Annotated in this window: 17 protein-coding genes and 1 tRNA gene; 5 read left to right on the forward strand and 13 right to left on the reverse strand. The window is 66.4% G+C overall.

Annotated features, from left to right (window positions below; all coding sequences use genetic code 11):
• Nucleotides 1-150 precede the first annotated feature (150 nt).
• Nucleotides 151-411, reverse strand: a complete 261-nt coding sequence (locus KIH79_RS05540; RefSeq protein WP_219058499.1) for an endonuclease domain-containing protein — start codon at nucleotides 409-411, stop codon at nucleotides 151-153.
• Nucleotides 412-984: 573 nt separating this feature from the next.
• Between KIH79_RS05540 and KIH79_RS05545 the strand changes: the two genes are divergently transcribed.
• A complete protein-coding gene (locus tag KIH79_RS05545) occupies nucleotides 985-2,196 on the forward strand; it encodes an aldose epimerase family protein (protein WP_219058500.1) in 1,212 nt (403 codons plus the stop codon).
• On the opposite strand, the gene KIH79_RS05550 is transcribed toward KIH79_RS05545, so the two are convergent.
• The 4 genes from KIH79_RS05550 to KIH79_RS05565 form a co-directional block, all read right to left on the reverse strand.
• Nucleotides 2,175-4,406: an alpha-galactosidase gene (locus tag KIH79_RS05550; RefSeq protein ID WP_219058501.1), complete on the reverse strand. Its 2,232-nt coding sequence runs from the start codon at nucleotides 4,404-4,406 to the stop codon at nucleotides 2,175-2,177. The genes KIH79_RS05545 and KIH79_RS05550 overlap by 22 nt on opposite strands.
• Before the next feature lie 355 nt (nucleotides 4,407-4,761).
• On the reverse strand, nucleotides 4,762-6,246 hold the full coding sequence (locus KIH79_RS05555) for a Maf family protein (RefSeq protein ID WP_219058502.1): 1,485 nt from the start codon (nucleotides 6,244-6,246) through the stop codon (nucleotides 4,762-4,764).
• 106 nt (nucleotides 6,247-6,352) lie between these two features.
• Nucleotides 6,353-7,351: a homoserine kinase gene (gene thrB / locus KIH79_RS05560; RefSeq protein WP_219058503.1), complete on the reverse strand. Its 999-nt coding sequence runs from the start codon at nucleotides 7,349-7,351 to the stop codon at nucleotides 6,353-6,355.
• Between the two features lie 202 nt (nucleotides 7,352-7,553).
• Entirely contained in the window at nucleotides 7,554-8,867 is a 1,314-nt protein-coding gene (locus KIH79_RS05565; RefSeq protein WP_219058504.1) for a homoserine dehydrogenase, read from the reverse strand.
• A gap of 377 nt (nucleotides 8,868-9,244) precedes the next feature.
• On the opposite strand from KIH79_RS05565, the gene nagE reads away from it, so the two are divergent.
• Together nagE and KIH79_RS05575 are read left to right on the forward strand one after the other, a co-directional pair.
• Entirely contained in the window at nucleotides 9,245-10,756 is a 1,512-nt protein-coding gene (gene nagE, locus KIH79_RS05570) for an N-acetylglucosamine-specific PTS transporter subunit IIBC (RefSeq protein WP_219058505.1), read from the forward strand.
• An 86-nt stretch (nucleotides 10,757-10,842) separates the two neighbouring features.
• Nucleotides 10,843-11,283, forward strand: a complete 441-nt coding sequence (locus tag KIH79_RS05575; RefSeq protein ID WP_219058549.1) for a PTS sugar transporter subunit IIA — start codon at nucleotides 10,843-10,845, stop codon at nucleotides 11,281-11,283.
• A gap of 143 nt (nucleotides 11,284-11,426) precedes the next feature.
• Here KIH79_RS05575 and KIH79_RS05580 read toward each other — a convergent pair whose 3' ends face one another.
• From KIH79_RS05580 to KIH79_RS05600, 5 genes are all read right to left on the reverse strand, one after another.
• A complete protein-coding gene (locus KIH79_RS05580; RefSeq protein WP_219058506.1) occupies nucleotides 11,427-13,049 on the reverse strand; it encodes a diaminopimelate decarboxylase family protein in 1,623 nt (540 codons plus the stop codon).
• A 176-nt stretch (nucleotides 13,050-13,225) separates the two neighbouring features.
• Entirely contained in the window at nucleotides 13,226-15,040 is a 1,815-nt protein-coding gene (argS, locus tag KIH79_RS05585; protein ID WP_219058507.1) for an arginine--tRNA ligase, read from the reverse strand.
• Between the two features lie 50 nt (nucleotides 15,041-15,090).
• Nucleotides 15,091-16,116: a glycerophosphodiester phosphodiesterase family protein gene (locus KIH79_RS05590; RefSeq protein ID WP_219058508.1), complete on the reverse strand. Its 1,026-nt coding sequence runs from the start codon at nucleotides 16,114-16,116 to the stop codon at nucleotides 15,091-15,093.
• Nucleotides 16,117-16,386: 270 nt separating this feature from the next.
• Nucleotides 16,387-16,776: a Rid family detoxifying hydrolase gene (locus KIH79_RS05595; protein ID WP_033493429.1), complete on the reverse strand. Its 390-nt coding sequence runs from the start codon at nucleotides 16,774-16,776 to the stop codon at nucleotides 16,387-16,389.
• A 724-nt stretch (nucleotides 16,777-17,500) separates the two neighbouring features.
• Nucleotides 17,501-17,576, reverse strand: a tRNA-Arg gene (locus KIH79_RS05600).
• 87 nt (nucleotides 17,577-17,663) lie between these two features.
• On the opposite strand from KIH79_RS05600, the gene KIH79_RS05605 reads away from it, so the two are divergent.
• Nucleotides 17,664-18,278 carry a CYTH domain-containing protein gene (locus KIH79_RS05605; protein WP_219058509.1) on the forward strand — a complete coding sequence of 205 codons (615 nt, stop codon included), beginning with the start codon at nucleotides 17,664-17,666 and terminating at the stop codon, nucleotides 18,276-18,278.
• A 97-nt stretch (nucleotides 18,279-18,375) separates the two neighbouring features.
• Here the strand turns inward: KIH79_RS05605 and KIH79_RS05610 are convergent, their stop codons facing one another.
• The 3 genes from KIH79_RS05610 to KIH79_RS05620 all read right to left on the reverse strand — a co-directional run bounded on the left by KIH79_RS05610 (nucleotide 18,376) and on the right by KIH79_RS05620 (nucleotide 22,036).
• The gene (locus tag KIH79_RS05610) at nucleotides 18,376-19,347 is read right to left on the reverse strand and encodes a tetratricopeptide repeat protein (protein WP_219058510.1); all 972 of its coding nucleotides are present in this window, start codon (nucleotides 19,345-19,347) and stop codon (nucleotides 18,376-18,378) included.
• 221 nt (nucleotides 19,348-19,568) lie between these two features.
• The gene (locus tag KIH79_RS05615) at nucleotides 19,569-20,585 is read right to left on the reverse strand and encodes a DUF8094 domain-containing protein (protein WP_420829356.1); all 1,017 of its coding nucleotides are present in this window, start codon (nucleotides 20,583-20,585) and stop codon (nucleotides 19,569-19,571) included.
• Complete coding sequence (locus tag KIH79_RS05620) at nucleotides 20,582-22,036, reverse strand: hypothetical protein (RefSeq protein ID WP_219058512.1); 1,455 nt, start codon at nucleotides 22,034-22,036, stop codon at nucleotides 20,582-20,584. Before KIH79_RS05620 ends, KIH79_RS05615 begins: the two co-directional genes overlap by 4 nt.
• Before the next feature lie 144 nt (nucleotides 22,037-22,180).
• Between KIH79_RS05620 and KIH79_RS05625 the strand changes: the two genes are divergently transcribed.
• The gene (locus tag KIH79_RS05625) at nucleotides 22,181-23,209 is read left to right on the forward strand and encodes an FKBP-type peptidyl-prolyl cis-trans isomerase (protein WP_219058513.1); all 1,029 of its coding nucleotides are present in this window, start codon (nucleotides 22,181-22,183) and stop codon (nucleotides 23,207-23,209) included.
• Nucleotides 23,210-23,327 lie beyond the last annotated feature (118 nt).

The following is a 23,327-nucleotide window of genomic DNA, read 5'->3' on the forward strand; positions in this document are numbered from 1 at the left end:
CGAGCCAGCAATAACGCTCGCGAAGCGAGTCCATAATTGCAGGACGCTGTCGGCCGAAGGTCGACTGGGGGAGCGTCGCGGCGCTGTGCGCCGCCAACCGGCACAGCATCGCGCGTACCGCGATTCCAATACCAGAGCCGCAACACCCTCTTATCGCATTACAATCCTTGCTGCCACCACCCGGTCAATCTTCACACATACCTCATTGAACATGCGATCCACCTGATTGTTCGCGAATCTCAGCATCAGCAGGCCTTCAGCCTCCAGATCCTTGGTACGTTTGGCATCTCTCGCTTGTTGTTCCAACGTGTAGTGTCCACCACCGTCGAGTTCGACCACAAGCCTGGCCTTCGCACAATAGAAGTCGACGATGTACCGGCCGATCGGGGTCTGACGCTGCCAGCGCAACATATGAGTGTTTAAGAATCGGTATCAGAGTTTGCGCTCCCATGGGGTCATGTTCCTGCGCAGTCGTCTGGCTAGAGGCGTGTTGGCCTTGTCGTATTCCCTCATGGGCTGAGTGCAGCGGATACGCGTGTGGCATCGGAATCGCGCTGCGCGCGATGCCGTGCCGGTTGGCGGCGCACAGCGCCGCGACGCTCCCCCACCCGGCTTCGCCGGGAGCCCCCTCAGCCGAGGGGGCCGAGGCTACCGCCAACACCGCAGTGTGTTGAAAAAACCAAACGCGACGGCCGAGCCGCCGCCGGGAACATGGCATTGCGCATGAGCACAATACCGATTCCATCGCGCGATCGCGCGATACTGAGATTGCGCTGCCGCGCAATCTCACGACAACACGGCATCACGCGTAGCGTGATTCCGATACCACCGGACAGCCAACCATACACAACACAATACGAAGAGCCGTTATGCACGACCACCAACGGTCGCAGTCGGGTGTCGACGCTGCATCGCGCAGTTTTCCGGCACTGGGCGGCAACTTGACGATATGGCTGCCGCGTTTGGCGGTTCTATGGTCGAAGCATGTCTTCTTCGACGCATCATGCGCATTCCGCGGCCGCCAGCACGGTCGTTCCCGCAGTCAATTCCACGGTCTCCCCCGCCATCGTTCCGACGGTCGCCCCGGCCGCATCCGCAGCAACCGACGCGTCCTCGGCCGCACCGGCGCTGCCGCAATCGTTCGCCATCGGCGGCGCAACCGGCCTCGCCGTCACCGTCACCGATTACGGCGCCCGGCTGATGACCGTAACCCTGCCGGACCGCGACGGGCATGCGACGAACGTGCTGCTCGGCCGGCCGACCGCCGCGGACTATCTCGCCGACGACTGCTATCTCGGCGCGATCATCGGACGCAACGCGAACCGCATCGCCGACGCGACGTGCGTTATCGACGGCACCGTCTGCCATCCGGTCGCCAACGAGGGCACGAACAACGTGCACAGCGGACCGGACGGCTATGATCGGCGGCTATGGACCGTCGCGGATCGCAGCGAACGCTCGCTCACGCTGGTGCTGCATTCGCCTGACGGCGATCAGGGTTTCCCCGGCGCCATGGACGTGCGCGTGCGCTACGCGGTCGACGGCATGACGCTTGCCTGCGACGTCGACGCCGACTGCACGCGCGGCACCATCGCCAACATGACCAGTCACGCCTACTGGAATCTCGCCGGCGAGTCGAGCGGCGACATGCTCGACCAGACGCTGTGCATCCCCACCGACCGCTACTGCCCCACGGACGAACGGTTCATTCCGCTCGCCCATGAGCCGGTCGACGGCACGCCCATGGACTTCCGCGCGCCGAGGCGCATCGGCGACGCCATGCGGGCCGGATTCGAGGCCGGCGACACACAGCTCGCTGCCGCACGCGGCTACAATCACGCATTCGTGTTCGAGGATGCGCACGGGCGGCTGCCGCACGCAACTTCCCTCGACCCCCGCACCGGACTGCGCACGGTCGCGGTCGCGGCAAGCGAACGCACCGGCATTCGCATGACCGTGCTGTCGAACGCGCCGAGCGTGCTGCTGTACAGCGCCGGGTTCCTGGACGGCGTGCCCGGCACCGGCGGCCGAACGTATTGCCCGGCGGCCGGGTACGCGCTGGAACCCGGTTTCGTGCCGAACGCCGTCAACGACCCTTCCGAGCGCTCGCCGCTGCTGCCGGCCGGCAGCCGCTATCATCTGGCGATCCGTTGGCGGTTTGACACGGTCGGCGATCACACACGGTCGACGAGGTAGACGCGCGAGGCGAAATCCGGGCCGAGGTCGGTGTCGTCGATGCCGATGTGCATGAGCTCGCCGCCGGTGCGCGTCGCGTCGAACTTGCCATCGGAGGAGATGACGCGGTACGAGGCAGTCTCGTCCAGTCCGCGCATCAGCAGGCGCGACTTGGGCCGGTTCGGCACACCGAGGATCACATAGTCGCCGACGATCGCGTGCGCGCGGTCGGCCGACACGCTCATCCACGCGGCCTGACGGTGGCCGTACGGCGCGCGCAGGCGATACAGGTCGCCGTTGTGCAGCAGCGACGCGTGCTCCTTGAAGAACGCGACCTGCTTGGCGATCTCGTCAAGATCGGATTCGGGCACGCTGGTCAGGTCCATTTCGTAGCCGAACGTGCCGAACATGGCCACGTTGGCGCGCGTGGCAAGAGACTCGGAACGGCCGGTCTGGTGGTTCGGCGTGATGGACACGTGCGCGCCCATCGTGGCGACCGGGAAGAAGTAGCTGGTGCCGTATTGGATCGACAGGCGTTCGATCGCGTCGGTGTCGTCGCTGGTCCACGCCTGCGGCGAGTACGCGAGGATGCCGTAGTCGAAGCGGGAGCCGCCGGACGCGCAGCCTTCGATGATGAGGTCGGGGAACGCGGCGAACAGGCGCTCGTACAGCGCGTACACGCCGAGGATGTACCGGTGCATGATCTCGCCCTGGTGTTCGGCGCCGCGCGTCGCGTCGAACGCCTCGGAGATGAAGCGGTTCATGTCCCACTTGATGTACGCCACGTTCGCGGTCGAGAGGATCGCGTGCATCTGGCCGTAGATGTTGTCCACGACGGCCGGGTTGGCGAAGTTGAGCACGTACTGGTTGCGGTACACGGACTGGCCGCGGCCGGGCGTGGCGATGATCCAGTCGGGGTGGGCGCGGTACAGGTCGGAGTCCTTGTTGGTCATTTCCGGCTCGAACCACAAGCCGAAGTCCATGCCGAGCGCGTTGATCTTACGCGCGATGCCGGCGATGCCCTCCGGCAGGCGGTCCGGATTGGCCACCCAGTCGCCGAGTCCCGCGCGGTCGGACGTGCGCGCGCCGAACCAGCCGTCGTCGAGCACGAACAGTTCGATGCCGGCCTTCTTGGCGAGGCCCGCGAGTTCGAGCAGCTTGTCTTCGGTGAAGTCGAAGTACGTGGCCTCCCAGTTGTTGATGAGCACCGGGCGTTCGCGGCGCGCCCACTGCGGGCGCTGCAGGTGGTCGAGCACGATGCGGTGGAAGGACTGGCTCAGCGCGTTGAGGCCGTTGCCCGTGTAGCCGAGCAGCGCTTCGGGCGTGGCGAATTCGTCGCCGGGGCCGAGCGCCCACTGGAATCCGAGCGGGTTGATGCCGAGCTGGAGTCGGGTCGCGCCGTACGTGTCGACTTCGGCGTGCAGGTCGAAGTTGCCGGAGTAGACGAACGCGAGGCCGAACGCCTCGCCCGCGTCCTCGGTGGTGGCGGGCCGCGCGAAGATCGCGTTGGGGCTGAAGTATGGGCCGGACGCGCCGCGCAGCGATTCGATCTGCTGGATGCCGGGGTGCAGCGGCTGCGTGTGCGGCTCGCGTTCGCGCGCCCACGCGCCGGTGAATTCGGTCATCGTGTAGTCGCTGTCGGGCAGGTCGAGGCTGAGGCTGGCGGCGCGTTCCAGCGTGAGCTGCTGGTCGCCGTCGTTGCGAATGACGGCGCTGCGCGCGATGACCGGTTCGTCGCGGAAGATCGTGTACTGCAGGGTCACGGTGAGGCCGATGAGCTCGTCCCTGAGTTCGATGGACAGCGTCGCGGCCTCGTCGTCGGCCGCGTGCGTGGACGGCATGCCGGGCAGCGCGGGCTTGCCGCCGGTGATTGTGTGGCCGACGTAGCGCAGGTCGGTGACGTGCGATCCGTTCGGCTGACCGACTTCGATGGCCGGGTGGCGATAGTCGCCGCGACCGAATTCGGGGTAGGCGAAGCGTTCGTGTTCGGCGTAGCGCGACGCGCCTTCCTCGACGGTGGACGACTGGACGCGGAAGCGGTCGTCGACGAGGTAGCCGAAGTCGCCCGCCGCGGGCACGGGCGCGCCGGTGTACAGGTTGACGAGCTTGCCTTCGAGCACGCCGAGGACGACGCTGATTCGCCCGTTGTGCAGGTGGAACTGGACGGGCGCCTGGCTCTTGGGGTCGGCGTTGACGGTGATGAGGTTGGGGAACGACTGCGGTTCAGCCATGGCTTCGATGCTCCTGAGGTGATGTCGCTGCGTGTTTCTGGATGCGCGTGCCGCTGCCGTCCGGCACCGGCGCGCCGTTCGCGTCCCAGTCTAGGACCACCCCAAGAGTTAACGATAACTTTCTTGATCAGCGCTTCATATTTCGGAGCCTGCGTGACATCGCCGAGGATAGATCGGCAGTACTGGGACCAATGTCACGCGAATTGGTTTCGTAGCGTGACATTGTGGCCAGTAAGCCGACCGTACCGGAGCCAATGTCACGCCAATCAGAGACAAACTTCGACCGGTTGACCGGGAAGCGTCACAGCGTCGCGGTCAACAACCGATGCCATCGCGCGCAGCGCGATTCCGCGATTCACTCGCCGCGGCGGTCGGCCGCGATCGCGTCGAGCCGGGCGCGGAAGCGCGGCCAGTCGGTCTTCATCGCGGTGAGCAGCTTGCGGTTCGGGACCTCGTCGATCGGGATCCACTCGATCTCCATGCTCTCGTCGTCGTTCGCGCGCGGCGTCACCGTGTGTCCGGGCTTCTCGAACGCGAACACCGTGGTGTACGCCCACGTGCCGTGGTCCTCGCGGTAGGAGCCGACCACCTCGATGTCCTCCGGCGTGATGTTCGCCTCCTCGTAGCTCTCGCGCAGCGCGCCCTCGATCGGCGACTCGCCGTCCGCGGTGGCGCCGCCCGGAATGCCCCACGTGCCGCCTTCGGCGCTCCACGCGGCGCGGTGCTGCATCACCACGTCGGTCACGTTGCCGGCCGCGTCTCGCCGGGCCAAAAGCACGCCGGACGCGCCGTTCGTGCCCCAGTGCCGGCGTCCGCACGCGCAGTCGATCCAGCCGTCTCCCGGCTGGTGCACGTTCTCCTTGGGCGGGGTCAGCCCGCGCGGATCGGCCTTGTCGGACGGGAACAGCTCGCCGCGGTCCACGTTCCACAGGTCGGTCCATTCCACGCCGAGCTCGCCGGTCAGCCGGCGCAGCAGCGGCAGGCTGATGCCGATGATGCCGTGCGGATCGCCCTCGATCGAGTCGATGAACGCGCCGCCAAAGCCCTCCAGCGTGAACGATCCGGCCACTTCGAGCGGCTCGCCGGTCGCCAGATAGCGTTCGATGTCCAAGTCGGAATAATCGCAGAAGTGGATCTTCGCGTAGCTCGTGCCGCGCACCGCACGACCGGACGCGAAGTCGATCAGGCAGTGGCCGGTCCACAGTTCGCCGGTGCGCCCGCGCATCGCCTTGAGCCGTTCGCGCGCCACGTCGACGCTGTGCGGCTTGCCGTAGCATTCGCCGTCGAACAGGAACATCGAATCGCAGCCGACGATCAACGGCCCGACTTCGGCGCGCGTGAGCCCGGGCTGCATGGCGACGACGTTCGAGATCGGCTCGGCGACCGTCGGCACGTCCACTCCGGAGAAGTCGCGCGTCGTCGCATCGGCGTCGCCGTCGGCCGCCGACTTGTCCATGGCGGACGTTCCGGCCGCGGCCACGGCTCCCGGCACGTCGTCGACGTCGACGGTACCATCAGCGGATCCGTCGCGTTCCGTCTCCCGAGCGAGCTGCGCGGACTGCAGCGGGTACGCGATCACGCGCTCGCCGGTCGCCGCGGCGGCCGCGTCGGCCACGTTGCGGTACGCCTGATACACGGCGTGCGCCTTGGCCGAGGCGAGGATGAGCACGCGCTTGTCGACGGTGAGCGACTCGACGTCCACGCCCTCCTCGCGCGCGGCGTCGACCAGCGCGGCCGGCTCGTCGACGTGGGAGACGCGGATGGTCGGGCAGATGCCGGCCGAGTACAGCACGTCGCGGCGCGGCTTCGACTTGGATGCGAGAATCAGCGGAATGGACATGACCGGCCTCACTTTTCGCTCGGAAACGCTCGGAATAATCAGACCGGGGCGCGACCCGCACCAACGGACCGCGCCCCGGGTTCTCCAGCCATGCTACCGCACGGGATTACTTGCGCTCGATTTCCACGCCCTTGGCGTTGACGGTCGGGTGCAGCACGCGCCAGTGGCCGTCGGACAGACGGTCGCCGGCCACGTGCTCGATCGCCTCGGCCTCGTCGCCGTAGTGCAGCACGAGCACGCACGGGCCCGCGCCGGAAACCATGGCCGCGTAGCCGCGGGCGCGCAGGGCCTTGATGAGTTCCCACGAGGGGGTCATGAGGTCTTTGCGGTACGGCTGGTGCAGGCGGTCCTGCGTGGCGGCGAACAGCAGCGCGTTCGGGTCGGAGGACGCGGCGAGCGCTCCCGGGTTCATCGCTGCGGCCATGAGCGCCACGCGCGACACGTTGAACACGGCGTCCTTGTACGGCACGGCGGCGGGCAGCGCCTCGCGCGCCTTTTCGGTGCTCAGCTCGTAGTCGGGCACGAACACGGCGGTGCGGATCTTCGGGTCGACGCGGTACTTGACGGTGTGGAAGCCGCCGTGGAGCGGCTCGCCGCCAGGGATCGGCACGGAACCGACGCCTTCGGCCGTGTCGAAGTTCCACGAGACGGTCATGCCGCCGTAGACGGCCGGCGCGACGTTGTCCGGGTGTCCTTCGATCGCGGCGGCCAGTTCGAACACGGCGTCGCGGTTGAGGTCGTCGTCGTGCGCGAACGCGGCGGCCGCGGCGATGCCGGCGACGATCGCCTCGGCGGACGAGCCCATGCCGCGCGCCTGCGGGATGTTGTTGTGCGCCTCGAGGATGAAGCCCACGCGGCCCAGGCCGAAGGTCTGGCAGGCGCGGCGGAAGGTGGAGACCACCAGATGCGTTTCGTCGCGCGGCAGCGTGTCCTCGCCCTCGCCGTAGATGAGCACCTGCGCGGCGCGGTTCGACGGGTCGGCGCTCAGCGTGAACGTGAGCTCGTCGTGGTAGTCGAGCGCCAGGCCGACCGTGTCGAAGCCGGAGCCCAGATTGGCGCTCGTGGCCGGCACGCTGACCTTGACCTGTCTGCAGATCGGTTCCATATGTCCCCCTATGAAAAACTGAATCGAGCGCCGCGCGATGACGGGGCTCAAGCCAATGCGAGCGCAGCGAGCCTCGGCTCCCTCGGCTGAGGGAGCTGGCACGGTGTAGCCGTGACTGAGGGAGCGTACACGCCACCGCCTTCACTCGTCGGGGAAGACCTGCGTGGCATGCCTCAGTGCGTTACGCTCGCTGCGGCGTCCGTCAGTCGAGCACGCGCAGGATCGACGGCTCGCCGGTCACGAAGTCGAGCTTACGCACGGCCTCGACGGTCTTGCGCAGCGTGACCTCGTCGGTCTGGTGCGTGACGATGCGCAGCTGCTGGATCTCGCCGTCGTAGCCCGGGTCGTTGAGCGTAGGCTTGAGGTCCTGGTTGACGCCGTTGATGGACACGCCGTTGTCGGCGAATTCCTTGGCGATGGCGGCCAGCACGCCCGGCTTGTCGTGGATGAGGAAGCGCACGGCGAACGCGGCGCGGCTCGCCTCGATCGGGGCCTTGGGCAGGTCGTTGTACATCGGGATGGTCGGGCCGGTGCAGCCCTGCGCGATGTGTCGCGCCTCGGCGACCACGTCGCCGACGACGGCGGAGGCGGTCGGGGCGCCGCCGGCGCCGCGGCCGTAGAACATGAGATCGTCGGCCGCCTCGGCCTTGACGAAGATCGCGTTGAACGAACCGTGCACGGAGGCCAGCGGGTGCGTTTCGGGGATGAGCGCCGGGTAGACGCGCGCGGAGACGCCCGCCTCGCCGTTTTCGACGACGGCGAGCAGCTTGATGACTTTGTGTTCGGCGGTCGCGGCGGCGATGTCGTCGGCGGTGATCTTGGTGATGCCCTCGACCGACACGTCGTCGATGGTCACGTTGGTGTGGAAGCCGAGCGTGGCCATGATGGCGGCCTTGTTCGCCGCGTCGTGGCCCTCGATGTCGCCGGTCGGATCGGCCTCGGCGTAGCCCTTGGCCTGCGCATCCTTGAGGACGTCGTCGAACTGGAGGCCCTTGGTGGTCATCTCGTCGAGGATGTAGTTGGTGGTGCCGTTGACGATGCCGAGCATGCTCGTCACCTTGTCGCCGGCCAGCGACTCGCGCAGCGGCAGCAGGAACGGGATCGCGCCGCCCACGGCCGCCTCGAAGTAGATGTCGACGCCCTTGGCGGCGGCCGCGTTGTAGATTTCGGGGCCGTACTTGGCCAGCAGCGCCTTGTTGGCGGTCACGACGGACGCACCGGATTCGATCGCGGCCATGACGAACGTACGAGCCGCGCCGGTGCCGCCGATGAGCTCGATGACGATGTCCGCGTTCGTGGCGACCTTCATCGTGTCGGTCGTCAGCAGCGACTTGTCGATCCACGGATAGTTCACTTCGTCCGGGTCGAGGCAGGCGACGCCGACCAGTTCGATCGGCCGGCCGATGCGGGCGGCCAGTTCGTCCTTCTGCTCCACGAGCAGACGCGCGGTCTGCGATCCGACGGTTCCCGCGCCCAGAAGTCCCACGCGGATGGGGGTTTCGTTCTGCTGTGCCACAGGCATCCTTTCCCTGAAAGTCACGTATGACGCCGCGTCGCGGCCATCACAATTCCTCCACCATCCTACGAACCGAATTCGACACGCCGCAGCGCAACGTTCCTAACTAAAAAACATCAGATGTCTGTCCAGCCCGGCTTCCAAGCGCGAGTAGCCCTCACGGACACCGAGTTTTCCCGGCCGCAACGCGAGCGTAAAGAAACTTAACAAAATGTCCCTAAAGTGCGTTCCCAGTGCCGTACCATGGTTGTTTAGCGATGAAAACCGCTGCGACAAGGTCCGGTACCAACGATGGCGCCAGGCTGTTTGACGACGAACTTCAGCGGCAAAACACAGAAGAAAGACGTCATCGCCAAAACCCTCAGAGGGAGGTTGGAATGAAAGAGTACATCCAGCGCATGGGCCGTTCGCTCATGCTGCCCGTCGCCTGCCTGCCGGCGGCGGCGCTGTTCGTAGGCATCGGCAACTGGATCGCAAGCTTCACCGGCGGCGACGTGGTCTCCACGTTCCTGACCACGGCCGGCGGCGCGGTCCTGAACAATCTGGGCATCCTGTTCGCCGTCGGTCTGGCGTTCGGCATGTCCCGCGACCAGCACGGCGCGGCGGCCCTCGCCGGACTCGTCGGCTTCCTGACGCCGATGACGCTGCTGGTTCCAGACGCGGCGTCGAAGTTCCTCGGCTACGCGGACGCGGCCAAGATGCAGGAGACGGCGCTCAACACCTACAACGCGTTCTCCAAGATGAACAACGGCAACGTGTTCATCGGCATCCTCGCCGGCCTGATCGCCGCGGCCATGTACAACAAGTTCCACGAGGTCAAGCTGCCCGCCGCACTGAGCTTCTTCAGCGGCAAGCGCCTCGTGCCGATCGTCACGGTCGCGCTCATGTCGGTCGTGTCCCTGATCCTGCTGTTCATCTGGCCGCTCGTGTTCGGCTGGCTGACCGCCTTCGGCGAGGCCATCATGTCGCTCGGCGCGGTCGGCGCCGGCATCTACGGCTTCGCGAACCGCCTGCTCATCCCGACCGGCCTGCACCACGCGCTCAACAACGTGTTCTGGTTCAACATCGCCGGCATCGACGACATCGCCCGCTTCTGGCAGGGCGCCGCCTATCAGGGCGACCCGGTCACCATCGCCGGCTACCACCCGGGCATGTACCAGGCCGGCTTCTTCCCGATCATGATGTTCGGCCTGCCGGCCGGCGCGTTCGCAATCTACAAGAACGCCCGCCCGGAGCGCAAGAAGGCCATCGGCTCGCTCATGCTGGCCGCCGGCGTGGCCGCGTTCTTCACCGGCGTGACCGAACCGCTCGAGTTCTCCTTCATGTTCGTCGCCTTCCCGCTGTACGTGGTGCACGCGGTGCTCACCGGCATCTCCGTGGCCGTCGCCGCCGCGATGAACTGGACGTCCGGCTTCAACTTCTCCGCCGGCTTCGTCGACTTCATCCTCAGCTGGCCGCTCGCGCACAAGCCGTACATGCTGATCCTGCAGGGCCTCGTGTTCGCCGTCATCTACTACTTCGTGTTCGACTTCGCGATCAAGAAGTTCAACCTGATGACCCCAGGCCGCGAGCCTGAGGAGGCCGTCGCCGACGCCGCCATCACCGAAGCCAAGGGCGACGACAAGTACACACTGCTCGCCTCCCGCCTGTACGAGGCGCTCGGCGGCAAGTCCAACGTCGTCTCCGTCGACAGCTGCACCACGCGCCTGCGCCTTATCCTGCGCGACGCCTCCGCGGTCGATACGGACGCCATCAAGAAGACCGGCGTGCCGGCCGTCAAGCCGATCGACAAGACCAACCTGCAGATCATCGTGGGCACGGACGTGCAGTTCGTGGCCGACGAGATGAACCGCATCGTGGCCCGCGAGGGCATCGCCCCAAAAGCGTAAAGGCGGTTCCTGCCGCCGCTGCGCAACCCGCTAAGCCGGCTCCCGCGCCGGTTTCAGCCCCAGCGACCGCAGGTTCCGCCAGCAGCATCCTGGCCCCTGTAGACGGTTCGATCAAGGCGATCGAGGACGTTCCCGACGACACGTTCGCCGCGAAGATCCTCGGTGACGGATTCGCCGTGGTGCCGGCCTCGGCCACGATCGTGGCCCCGGTCTCCGGCAAGGTGACCACCGTGGCCAACGCGCGCCACGCCGTGGGCATCACCACCGATTCCGGCGTGGAGGTGCTCGTGCACGTGGGCGTCGACACCGTCCAGCTGGGCGGCGCGCCGTTCGCCGTGCATGTCGAGACCGGTCAGGCCGTCAAGGCCGGCGATCCGATCATCGACGTGGACTGGGCCGCCATCAAGGCCGCCGGCAAGCCCACCGACGTGATCGTGGTGTTCACCAACCCGTCGCTCATCAACGACCTGTCGATCACCGCCCACGGCGCGGTCGCCGCCGGCACCCCGGTCGGCACCCTCGCCTGATCCGCTCCGCGAACCATAACCGAAGAACCATAACCGAATATGAGAAGGGGCCTTCCGGTTCATCCGGAAGGCCCCTTCTCGCGTTCAGCATCGCCCGGAATCACACGCAAACGCGATTCGCATCAGCGATTCCGTGCTTCGTATCAGCCGAGATCCCAACCCAGCAGATCGTCGATCGTCTGGCGGCGGATCATCACGTGCGCGCCCGCCTCGGACACGCCCACGACCGCCGGAATCAGCGCCTGATTGTAGTTGCTCGCCATCGTGCGGCCGTACGCGCCGGTCACCGGCACCGCAAGCACGTCGCCGCGCTTCAAATCGGCCGGCAGACGGTCCTCGTGCACGATGATGTCGCCGGACTCGCAGTGCATGCCGACGACGCGCACGAGCATCGACTCGTCCGAACCGCGTCGGTTCGCGAGCCGCACCGTATAGTCCGCGCCGTACAGGGCCGGGCGGATGTTGTCGCTCATGCCGCCGTCCACCGACACGTACACGCGTTCGCTGATCGGTCTGCCGGCCTTGTCAGTCGGCTGATGGCCTTCCGCGTCCGCGCTGAGCAGCACGTGCTTGATCGTGCCGACGCGGTACAGCGTGACGCCGGCGGGCGCGACGATCCAGCGGCCCGGTTCGAACGAGATCGCGGGAGCGGGCATGCCGAGCGCGCGGTTGATCGACGCGACCGCGTCGGCCAGACGGCCCAGCTCCGCGTCGATGTCCATCGAATCCTCACCGTCCGTGTACGCGACGGAATAGCCGCCGCCCAGGTCGACCTCGGGCAGCGTGAACGCGTCAGTCGCGTAGAACGTCTTGCGCAGAAGCATCATGCGCTTGGCGGCCTGGATGAACGCGTCCGCGTCGTGGATGTTCGAGCCGATGTGCGAGTGCACGCCGACCAGCTCGAGCACGTCCTCGTGACGGCGGATCTCCTTGAGCACGGCGATCGCCGGGCCGTTCGCCACGGCCGTCATCGCCTCGGCGAGCTTGCGGTCGGGTTCGGACAGTTCCTCGCCGCTCAGATCGTACGGATACTTGACGTCGTAGCGCAGCTGGCGTTCTGGCTTGGCGGCGCGATCGCTGCCGGTCGCGCCGGTCGCGGCATCGGCCTGCCGCTCCCCCACGCGCGCGTTGGTTGCGGCCGGGGTCACGTCGGCCAGATCGTCGAGGATCGACAGCGCGGACGTGTCGGCGCCGGCCGGCAGCAGCGGCATGCCGAACTTCTGGTCTTCGTGCGCGGTGGAGATGTACTCGTGGCCGCCGGCGTGGATGCCGGACGTGACGCGCAGCATCACGCGGGCGCGCTTGCCGAGGCGATGCGCGATCGCGGCGATGCGGGCCGGCTCGTTCGGCTCGTCGACGACGATCTTCGCGAAGCCTTCGTTGATGGCGAGCTCGATTTCCGCGTCGGACTTGTTGTTGCCGTGCAGCACGAGACGTCGGCCGGGAGCGCCGGCGGCGAGCGCGATCCGCATCTCGCCCATCGTGCAGGTGTCGACGTACATGCCGGCGGCGAGCACAAGGCGCACGATTTCCTTGGACAGGAACGCCTTGCCGGCGAAGCTCACGTGCGTGGTCGAGTTGTTGAACGCGCGCGCCGCGGCGGTGACGAAGTGCTTGGCACGGTTCGCGACCTCGTCGGTGTCGATCAGGTAGAGCGGCGAGCCGAATTCGTCGAGCAGCGATTCGGCGGTGCGGCCGTGGAACGTGATCGCGCCGGTCGCCGGGTCGATGGCCGTGGCGGCCGGCCAAATGGGGGTAATTGCCATGTGTAGGTCCTTAGGGTCTGACTACCCCTCAGTCGGCTACGCCGACAGCTCCCTGACAAGGGGAGCCGAGGGAAAAAGTTACATCTTCTCGGGACGGACAGTCCAGTGGACTGTCCGTAGCAGCGAACAGCGAAGCGTCGTGAGCGCCGCACAAACACAGCAACGGCCGAAGGCCGTTACATTTTGTCAGGAGAGGTGACGCCGAGCAGGTCGAGGCCTTCGGCGATCACGGTGCGCACGGCGTCGTTGAGCTTGAGTCGTGCGGCGGCGCGGGCCGGTTCCGGAGCCTTGGCGATGCGCACGGCCTCGCGTTCGGCCTCGTCGCCGCGGGTTTCCGGATCGGTGAGCTCCATCGGCACGACGCGCTCCACGTTGTACCACTTGTGGTACGCGGCGGCCAGGTCCTCGAGGTAGTGCGCCACGCGGTGCGGTGCGCGCGCGTCGCCGGCGAGCGTGAGCAGCGCCGGCCACTGGGCGAGCGCGGCGAGCACTTCGCCGTCCGCTTCGGTGTCGAGCAGGGCGAGGTCCGCGCCCTCGTAGGTGATGCCGGCGGCTTCCGCGTTGCGGTCCACATTGCAGGAACGCGCGTGCGCGTACTGCACGTAGTACACCGGGTTGTCGTTGGAATGCGACGCGAGCAGGTTGAGGTCGATGTCGACCGGCGAGTTGTAGTCGGTGCGTGCGAGCGAGTAGCGGGACGCGTCCACGCCGATCGCCTCGACGAGATCGTCGATCGTGACGACGTTGCCGGCGCGCTTGGACATGCGCACGGCCTTGCCGTCCTTGAGCACGTTGACGAGCTGGCCGATGAGGATCTGCATGTTCTCGCCCGGCTGGTCGCCGAACGCGGCGCACATGGCCATCATGCGACCGATGTAGCCGTGGTGGTCGGCGCCGAGCATGTAGATCGCCACGTCGGCCGGGTCGGTCGCGCGGTGGCGCTTGTTCCAGTAGTAGGCGATGTCGGCCGCGAAGTACGCGTATTCGCCGTTGGACTTGAGGATCACGCGGTCCTTGTCGTCGCCGTGCTTGGTCGACTCGAACCAGGTCGCGCCGTCCTTCTCGTAGATGTCGCCGCGCTTGCGCAGCACGTCGATCGCGCGTTCGACCTCGCCGTCGGTGTACAGGCTGTTCTCGTGGAACCACACGTCGAAATGGACGCGGAAGTCCTTCATGGACTTGCGGATCTCGTCGAACATCATCGGCACGGCGCGCTTGCGGAACTCCTCGCGCTGCTCGGAATCGCCTTCGCCGAGCGGGTTGCCGTCCTTGTCGAGTCCGCCGTCGACGCGCGGCAGGGCGAGCACGTCCACGCCGTCGGCTTCGGCCTCGGCGATCACGCGGTCGGCGATTTCGTTGATGTACGCGCCCTTGTAGCCGTCGATCGGCGTTTCCTCGCCGTGTGCGGCGGCGACGAGCGACTTGGCGAAGCGGTTGATCTGCTCGCCGTGGTCGTTGAAGTAGTATTCGCGCACGACCTTCGCGCCGTTCGCCTCGAGCACGCGGGCCATGGAGTCGCCGGTGGCGGCCCAGCGGGTGCCGCCGATGTGGATCGGGCCGGTCGGGTTCGCGGAGACGAACTCGAGGTTGAGCGTCTTGCCGGCCAGATGCGTGTTCTTGCCGAACGTGGAGAAGCCGCGCTCGTCGGCGGGCGCGTCGAGCACCTGATCGACGACGGCCGCGGCGGACGCGGAGTCGAGCGTGATGTTGATGAAGCCGGGGCCGGCCACTTCGACGGACTTGACGCCGTCGGCCGCGGTCAGGTCGGCGGCGAACAGCTCAGCCAGATCGTGGGGCTTCATGCCTGCCTTCTTGGCCAGCTGCATGGCCGCGTTCGAGGCCCAGTCGCCGTGCGCGCGATCCTTCGGGCGCATGACGGTGAGCTTCTCGACGGGCGGGATGAGATCGTCGGTGAGGTTGCCGGCCTTGCCGGACGCAACCAGTTCATGGGCAATATGCGAAATCAGTTCGCTCAGGGCTTCAGGACTCATTCTCCCCAGTCTACCGGCCCGCCTGACAGGGCCGTTCGCCCCGGCGCACGTCACGCCAGCGCGTATGCGCCGGCCGCCCGGCGCAGCTGTTCGACGTCTTCGCCGAGGAATCCGGCCGCTCCCTGTCTGATCAACGATCGTGCGGTGCGCGCGTCGTTCACCGCGCCCACGTACACGGGCACGTCGTGACGCCGCGCCTCGCGCAGGAACGTGCGCGTCGCCTCGCGTGCGCGCACGACGACGAAGTCCATCGGCAGCGCACGTCCGTTCCAGTCGCCGCCGCGCGCGACGTCGCCGTGCCTGTCGACGTTGCCTCCGACCGCTCCGTCGCCGCCGTGCTTGCCGCCGGATCGTCCGCCGCGTCCGGCCCTGCCGCCGCGCGCGAGCCGGTCGAGCAGCCGCGTGCGCAGATCGCGGATATCCCAGCCGGTGAGCTGTGGCTCGCCGCTCGCACACAGGCCGACGCGCCAGGTCGGTTCGCGCTGTTTGAACACGACGATCGCCTCCCGGCTGGTGGACATGATCATGAGATTGTTGGTGAACCGCGCCGCTTCGACCGAGCGGATGACCGTGTCGGCGACGGCGCGCGCGTGCCGGTCGTCGGTTTTGACGTGCAGGAGCAGGCCGAGATGGCCGCGCGTGCCCTGCGCCGCGCGCAATGCCTGATACAGCGTGGGGATGCGATAGTTCCGCCCGTTCTGCCGCATGGTCATGCGCTGCAGTTGACGCAGCCGCGTGCGTGAGACGAGCACGTTGCGTCCGGCCGCGCTCAGTCGTCCGGTCGCGCGGTCGTGGAAGACAACGGGTTCGCCGTCGGCGGTGAGACGTATGTCGATTTCCGCATAGTCCGCACCGATCGCGTCGGCGCCGCGGATGGCGGCAAGCGAGTTTTCGGGAGCGCGCGCGTCGCCGCGATGCGCGATGACGGCCGGCGCCGTGCCGTTCATGCCGGAATGCGCGACGTCGATCAGCCGGCCAAGACCGACGGCCACGTCGCACACCAGCATCGCCGCGACGAGCACGATGGCGACGATTGAGAACACGCCGCGTCGTCCGCCCGCATTCAACCTGCGCATCACTCCCCGCCTTTCCGTCCGACCGTCGTTTCGCCGATTATCATTCCGTCAATCGTCACGCACGCGTACGGACCGTTATATATCGCGCGCAACGCAACGTAATCGAACCGCATATGGCAACGCATATGACAAAGCCGCCGCCGATCCTTACCGGCGCGAACCGGCAGGAATCGGCGACGGCTTTCAGCCTACGCAGTGACTCGCGCGACAACCATCAGTCCCAAGAATGATGCCCGATCGTGCCGCGGTACGAATCGTCGGAGCGCAGCGTCACAGCACGGCGATGGCGTCGATTTCGACGAGCGCGCCCTTCGGGATGTCGTTGCCGCCGAACGCGCAGCGGGCCGGCTTGACGGAACCGATGAACACCTCGGCGTAACGGGCGTCGACTTCCTTGAAGTCCTCGACGTTCTTGAGGTAGATGGTGGCGCGGCACACGTGCTCGATGCCGGTGCCGGCCGCGTCGAGAATGCACTTGATGTTCTTGAGCGCCTGCGCGGCCTGCTCGCCCGCGGTCGGGCCGGCCAGTTCGCCGGTGGCCGGGTCGATGCCCAGCTGGCCGGAGACGAACACGAATCCGTTGGCCTTGACCGCCTGGCTGTACGCGCCCAGCGCCGCCGGCGCCTCGGAGGTGGCCACCGCTTCCATCTTCTCGCTCATGATATTGCTCCTTTGACCAGTCGCCGGCCGATGATCCTGCCATCCGGCCGACGTTGATTCGTCTATCGCGCCCATCGTTTGCCGATCGCCGCTTGTCGCCCGCACGGAACCCCGCACTTGGCTTCAATATAACCCTCCCGCGTCGGTTCCCGGCGGCGGGTGTCCGCATGAGGGAACAGGCATGATGGTCACTCATTGGAAGAATGAGACATTCTTGGCAAAGCGTGACAGCCGAGCTGTCACACAACATAAGGAAAGCCGTGCAAGAGCAAGATATGACAAACCCAATAATCCTCGAAACCTTGGAATTCCAAGCAAAACGGTTTATCGGCCGGGACCGTCCAACATGGCGTCTTGTCACGCCAGGAAAGAATCTCGGAAAACCTGCCGGATCTGACACCATGCCGTGTCATATTCTGTCGGCTTCATGTCATTTCGACAAAGCATGACATGCCATATAAACAGGCCCCGCGCATTGTGCTGGCATTGCCGCGCCTCGCACTTTTCTGCATCATCGTCATTTTTTCTGCATCATTTTACCCTTCAATGATGCAGAAAAAATGACGATGATGCAGAAAGGCAGGCAAGCAACTAGATCGAGCAGCAGACCGCCGATCCTGAACGATGAACGGGGGTACCGTGCGACAGCAATGTATCCGATATGCACCCGATACGACAAACGGCGTAATTCCAAGAATCTTAAATCCTTGAAATTACGCCATTCTGGTGGGCCCAAAGGGGATCGAACCCTCGACCTTCTGTTCCGGAGACAGACGCTCTATCCACTGAGCTACGGACCCAAGCACGCCACTACTTTACACGCCGCCCTGACCGAATGCACGCGCACCACGCCGAAACATGCCTACACTGGTTTCATGGACGAGAATATGAACGATTTCGAGTACGAACGGCGGTTCTTCTGCCGCTCGCTGCCGCCGGAGGCCGACGATGGGGACGCTCCGGCGCTGATCGTGCAGAGCTACTACGTTCATGACGACAATTACGCGCTGCGCGTGCGCCTGACGACCCGTGCGGTGCGTGTGACGATGACGCCCGACCTTGATCCGCTCGCCGTGCTCGACCTGTACCGTGACGATTTCCGCGAAGCATACGTGACGGTCAAGGGGCCGTCCGTGGGCGGCACGCGCTACGAGGCGGAACGCGAGATCGACTCGCGCATCGCGGCGGAACTGATCATGCGCGGCGGCGCGCCGATCATCAAGAACCGGTATTCCGTGTGGCTCAACGAGGACGGCTGGAGCATCGACGTGTTCGGCGGCCCGAACGCTCCGCTCGTGGTCGCATCGGCGCAACGGTCCACACCGGTCACGAACCTCGTCATCCCGAAATTCTGCGTGACCGAAATCACCGATCAGCCGCGCTTCAGCAACGACGGTCTCGCCGCGCGCCCGTTCGGCGGCTGGCGGGCCGACTTCGAGCGCGAACTCGCCGAAGACGGCCCGCAGTTCCAGCAACTGTTCGGCCGCAACCGCATGGCGTGACGCTCGTATGGAATCACGCTATCGCATGATGCCGTTATTGTCGGCCTACGGCCGATAACGCTCCCCCACCCGGCTCCGCAGGAATCCACCCCAACACTCAGTACATGAGCGTGGCGAGGCGGCGACGGGCGCGCTTGAGACGCTCGTCGGCCGGATCGGGGATCAGGAAGTATTCGAGCAGACGCTTGCGCACCGGCTCCAGCTCGTCCGTGTGGCCGGCCGCAAGATAGTCGAGCAGACGGTCGAACGCGTCGGCGATCTGCCCGCCGATCATGTCCACGTCGGCCACGGCCAGCTGCGCGTCGACGTCGTCGGGATGCGCGGCCGCGGCGGCCCGCACCTCGCGCACGTCCGCATCCGCGGAACGGGCGAGCAGCAGCGCCTTGGCGCGTTCGCGCGCGGCGATCTTGTCGTTCGGGTCGGATTCGAGCACCTTCTCGTACGCGACGGCCGCGCCGGCATAGTCGCCGGCCTGCGCCAGCTGATGCGCCTCCGCGTGCTCCGGAGGAATCTGCTCGGCGGGAGCGGCACCCGCGCCCGAACCAGCGGCACCGTCCGCTGCGGGATCGCCCGAGTACGGCGCGGTGCCGGTCACGCCGGCCTGCTGCGCGGCCTGAATGAGCTTGGGCAGCACCTGATCGGTGATCTGCTTCAGTTCCTCGTCGGACGGCAGCCCCTCGAGGATCGGCATCGGGCGGCCGCCGATGAGCGCGAACAACGCGGGCGCGCCCTGCACCTGAAACGCCTGCGCGATGGACGGGCTGGACGCGATGTCGATGCGGCTGAGCTGGATCTGGCCGTTGAGCTTGTTGACCGCGTCGCCGAGCGCACGGGCCATGGGGAACAGACGGTCGTCGGTGGGCACCCACAGCAGCAGCAGAATCGGGAACGTGGCCGACGTCTGCACCATCGCCTGGAACGTGTTTTCGGTGGTGTCGATCACGTATCCGCCGGCCGCGGGCGCGCCGCCCGCCTGTCCCGGCTCGGCCTTCACCTGATGCTTCAGCGCCTCCAGATCCACGGCTCCCGCGAGGGACACGCCGGGATGGAACTCCTGCTGATCCGCCATATTGCCTCCCATGCATTGCCTGCGCACGCAGCACGCATTGCGTCTGCATGCGCGTCGCCGCCCCGCACACACGATGCATATCGCGCGAACGGGCGGATTCCCGATTGTCGCCGGCAACGAAAAACCGGCACTGGAATCACTATAGTTCCAGTGCCGGTTCATTCCCCGTGCAAACGCGCGTTTGCACTCTCAGCGTGAGACGCCTGCCCGTCGCAAGACGCTCACTTCGCCTCGACCTTGACGACCTCGCGGTCCGCGCCCACCGCGGTGACCTGCTTGCCGGAGTTCGCCTCGGGCACGTACATGGCCACCACGAACACATAGGTCGCTTTGAGCGTGCTGGTGGCCTTGGCGTTGCCGAACAGCGCGTTTTCCTGATCGTTCGCGGGCAGCGATTCGCGTCCCTCGCCCGCCTGACGCGTCCATTCGAGGTTGATCTGCGCGACCACCAGATCGCCGCCGTCGGACGAGCGCATCACCTGAATCGCGCCCGGCGCGGGCGTGAAGACCTGCTGCTGCGTGCCCTTGTTGCTGGAGATGCCCTGCTGCACCTGTTCGGTGGTGCTGGCGAGCGTTTGGCGCAGTTCGTCGTCGGCGAAGCTGGACGCGAACTGGCTGGACGCGCCGTTGGTGAGCACGTCGGCGTAGCGTTCGACGGCCTGTTCGGGCGTCATGACAAGCCCGGCGTCCTTCGCGGTGCCCATTTTCGCGCCGATGTCCGGCACGGCGAAGCTTGGCAGTTTGGTGCCCTGGAACAGTCGCGCCACGCCCCACAGCTTGTAGTTCTGACGTGCCGAGTCCTGCGTGAGGACGAGCAGACGCTTGGACTGCTGGTCATCGGTCGTGGTGGTGATGCTGTAGACGCTGCGCGGCCAGCCCGAGTCGGTGGGGATGACGGTCTGCACGATGTCGTTCGGGATCGTCGCGTAACGCGAAATCGATCCGGTTTTCTGCGCGATCGCGATGCGCGCGCTGTGGATGGCCAGCTGCGGGCCGGTCATGCGCGCGGACAGTCCGCTCGCGTCCTTCGCATCGTTGGCCGCGCCAAGCGTGATGAGGATCTGCTTGCGGATGTTCTTTTCCTGCGCCTCGCTCAGGTCCGGCGTGGCCTTGGCGCTGGTTGCGGACGACGTGCCGTCCGCCGTCACCTGCGGCACCTGTCCCTCGCAGGCGGCGAGCGAGACGGAAAGGACGAGGGCGAGCGCGGCCGCCGCCGCGTTTCTGATGCGCTTCATCACTGCCGTTCCTCCTGTCCGCCGTTGTCGCTGCCATCGTCTGCACCGGTCGCTCCGGCGTCACCGTCCGTTGCCGCCGCTCCCGAGGTTTCCTGCGCGAGTCGGGCGAAGTACGCCTGCAGTTCCTCGTTGCTGATCACGGACGTCACGTCGTTGTTGGCCGTGTCTTCGGCGTGACCGGTCGCGCCCGAATGACGCCGTCTTCTGCGCGGCGGCTGCACGGCCGCCGGCTCTTCGATCGTCGACTGTGCGACGCGCGCCACGTGCGTTTCCCCGTACGGTTCGCCGGCGGCGTTCGTCCCGTTGGCCGGGGCGTGATCACCGGACGCGTCGTCGTGCGACGGACGATCGCCGGCCGTGGCCGGAGCCACCGGCTCGTCCTGATCCACCGCGTCAAATCGCAGCGCCGACTCCGGCTGTTCGGCCGGCGCGAACCGGTCGTCCGCAGCCGCGCCGTCCGGCAGCACCAGATCGGACTGCGCCGGCTGCACGGCATGATCATCGTGGCCGTTCTGTTCGGCGGCCCGTTCACGTTCCGCGTTGCGCGCGGCCTGATCGGCGACGAGATTGCGCGACGACGGGTCGATGATCGTCGGCTGCGCCGGCTGCGCGTCGTCGTGCGATGCGGACGCGTCGATCGTCGCGCCGGACTCCGCCAGCTCGCCGCGCATGCCGCTTCCCGCATGACGACGACGTTCGCGGCGAGGCCGGCTGGACGGCATGATCCGCGCGAGACTGCCGGAAATCGCCTGCGCGACGGTCACTTCCTCCTGCGCGAGCCTGCTTTCGATCACGCGCTTGCGACGCTTGTGCGGCGGCACCGCGAACAGCGACGCCGTCAGCACGGCCATGAGCGCGAGAAGCCCGCCGGCGAAATAGAACGGCATCGCGAAATCGGGCAGCGTTTCGCGCACCCAGTGCAGCGACACGGTCGCCGGATCGGTGCCGCCGAGGTCGACGATCGCGATCTGGCGTGAGCTGGACGACATCGTGGTCTTGATCGTCGCCTTGCCTTCGCCGCACACCACGCGCGTCCACATGTCCGATTCCTTGAACGGCACGTCGTTCGACTGATCGTCGGCAGACGAGCCTTCGTTGTTCGCCGCGACGACTTCCGTCGACAGCGTCGTCCAATCGTCCAGTCCGGTCACGCGCGCGTATGATTCGCCGTTGATCCAGCCGTTCACGTCCTTGCTGGAGCCGAGCGCGACGCACACTTCGCCGCCGCCCGACGACGTCACGGTGAACGTGGCGGAGTCGTCGACCAACGGCAGCACGCCGGGGTCGGTGGCGATGTAGTGGACGCCCCGCACCGAACCGCGTGCGGTAATCTCGCTGCTCGGCTTCCAGATCGTCGCATTGAACAGGCCCAAAACGATGCAGGTCACGGCCAGCAGGCCGAAGACGGGCGTCACGAGTCCGCGCATGATCCACGCACGGCGGGAAGGCGACATGCCCTTCTCTCCGTCCGCATGTTCTTGCTGAGGTTCTTGTTCGTTCGCAGTCATATCCAGACCATTCTACAATCCTGCTCGTGAAGAGTGTGGGGATGCGGCTGAACGCGCGGCAAATCAAGGTTTGGCGCTAGGGTGGTGCCTATGCGCAATACGACAACATCCAAGCATTTCCGCAACGTTCTGGCCGGCGTGTGCGCGCTGGGCCTGTGCCTGGCGTTCGGCGCGTGCGGCTCGTCCAACTCGTCGTCCAAGGACTCCTCGAACGGCTCGTCCTCGTCTTCCTCCTCCGATTCGTCCTCCAAGGACTCGTCGTCTTCGTCGTCCGGCGACACGTCCTCGCTCAAGGACCTCGACCAGATCTCCGGCGTCACGGCCACGGGCGAGCTCGGCAAGAAGCCGACCATCAAGCTCGCGAGCACGCCGATGACCGTCGCGAACAACTCCTATGCGGTGCTGCAGGAGGGCAACGGCAAGACCGTCGAGGCCGACGACCGCGTGTGCGTGCAAGGCATCGCGATCAACGTCAAGGACGGCTCCCAGCTCATGAGCACGTGGGAGAAGAACACGCCCGACTGCTCGTGGGACATGACCAGCTCGAGCCTCGCCGCGGCGTACAAGGAGCTGTTCCTCAAGCAGAAGGTCAACTCGACCGTCGCGTTCGGCGTGAACGACTCCAACTCGTCGGGCACGTCGTACATCATGGCGCTCACGATCGTCTCCACGTCGAAGGACTACACGAAGGCCACCGGCGACGAGGTCACGGACGTGCCGTCGAACCTGCCGAAGGTGACGCGCGCCAAGGACGGCAAGCCGTCGATCACGATGAACGGGTACAAGGGCAACGGCAAGAAGCTGCTCGCGCAGACGCTCATCAAGGGCTCCGGCAAGAAGCTCACCAACAGCATGACCGCGAAGGTCAAGTACACGGGCTGGCTGCTCGACGGCACCCAGTTCGACTCCTCGTGGGACAAGGACACGACCTTCGACGCGGACCTGTCCGACAGCGGCCAGATCATCCAAGGCTGGAAGGATGGCCTGATCGGCCAGACGGTCGGCTCGCAGGTGCTGATCGTGATCCCTCCGGACCTCGGCTACGGTTCCACCGCCACCGGCTCGATCCCGGCGAATTCGACGCTCGTGTTCGTGGTGGACATTCTCGCCGCGTACTGATCGGTGTCTGGCCGGCAGGCACTGGCCGGCGGGCAATCGCTAGAGGGCACAACGGCAAAAAGGGAATCGGCTTGCGGCCGGTTCCCTTTTTTGATGCGGTTGTTCGTGTGGGCTCGCG

This window comes from Bifidobacterium miconis, assembly GCF_019331735.1.
Taxonomy (GTDB): domain Bacteria; phylum Actinomycetota; class Actinomycetes; order Actinomycetales; family Bifidobacteriaceae; genus Bifidobacterium; species Bifidobacterium miconis.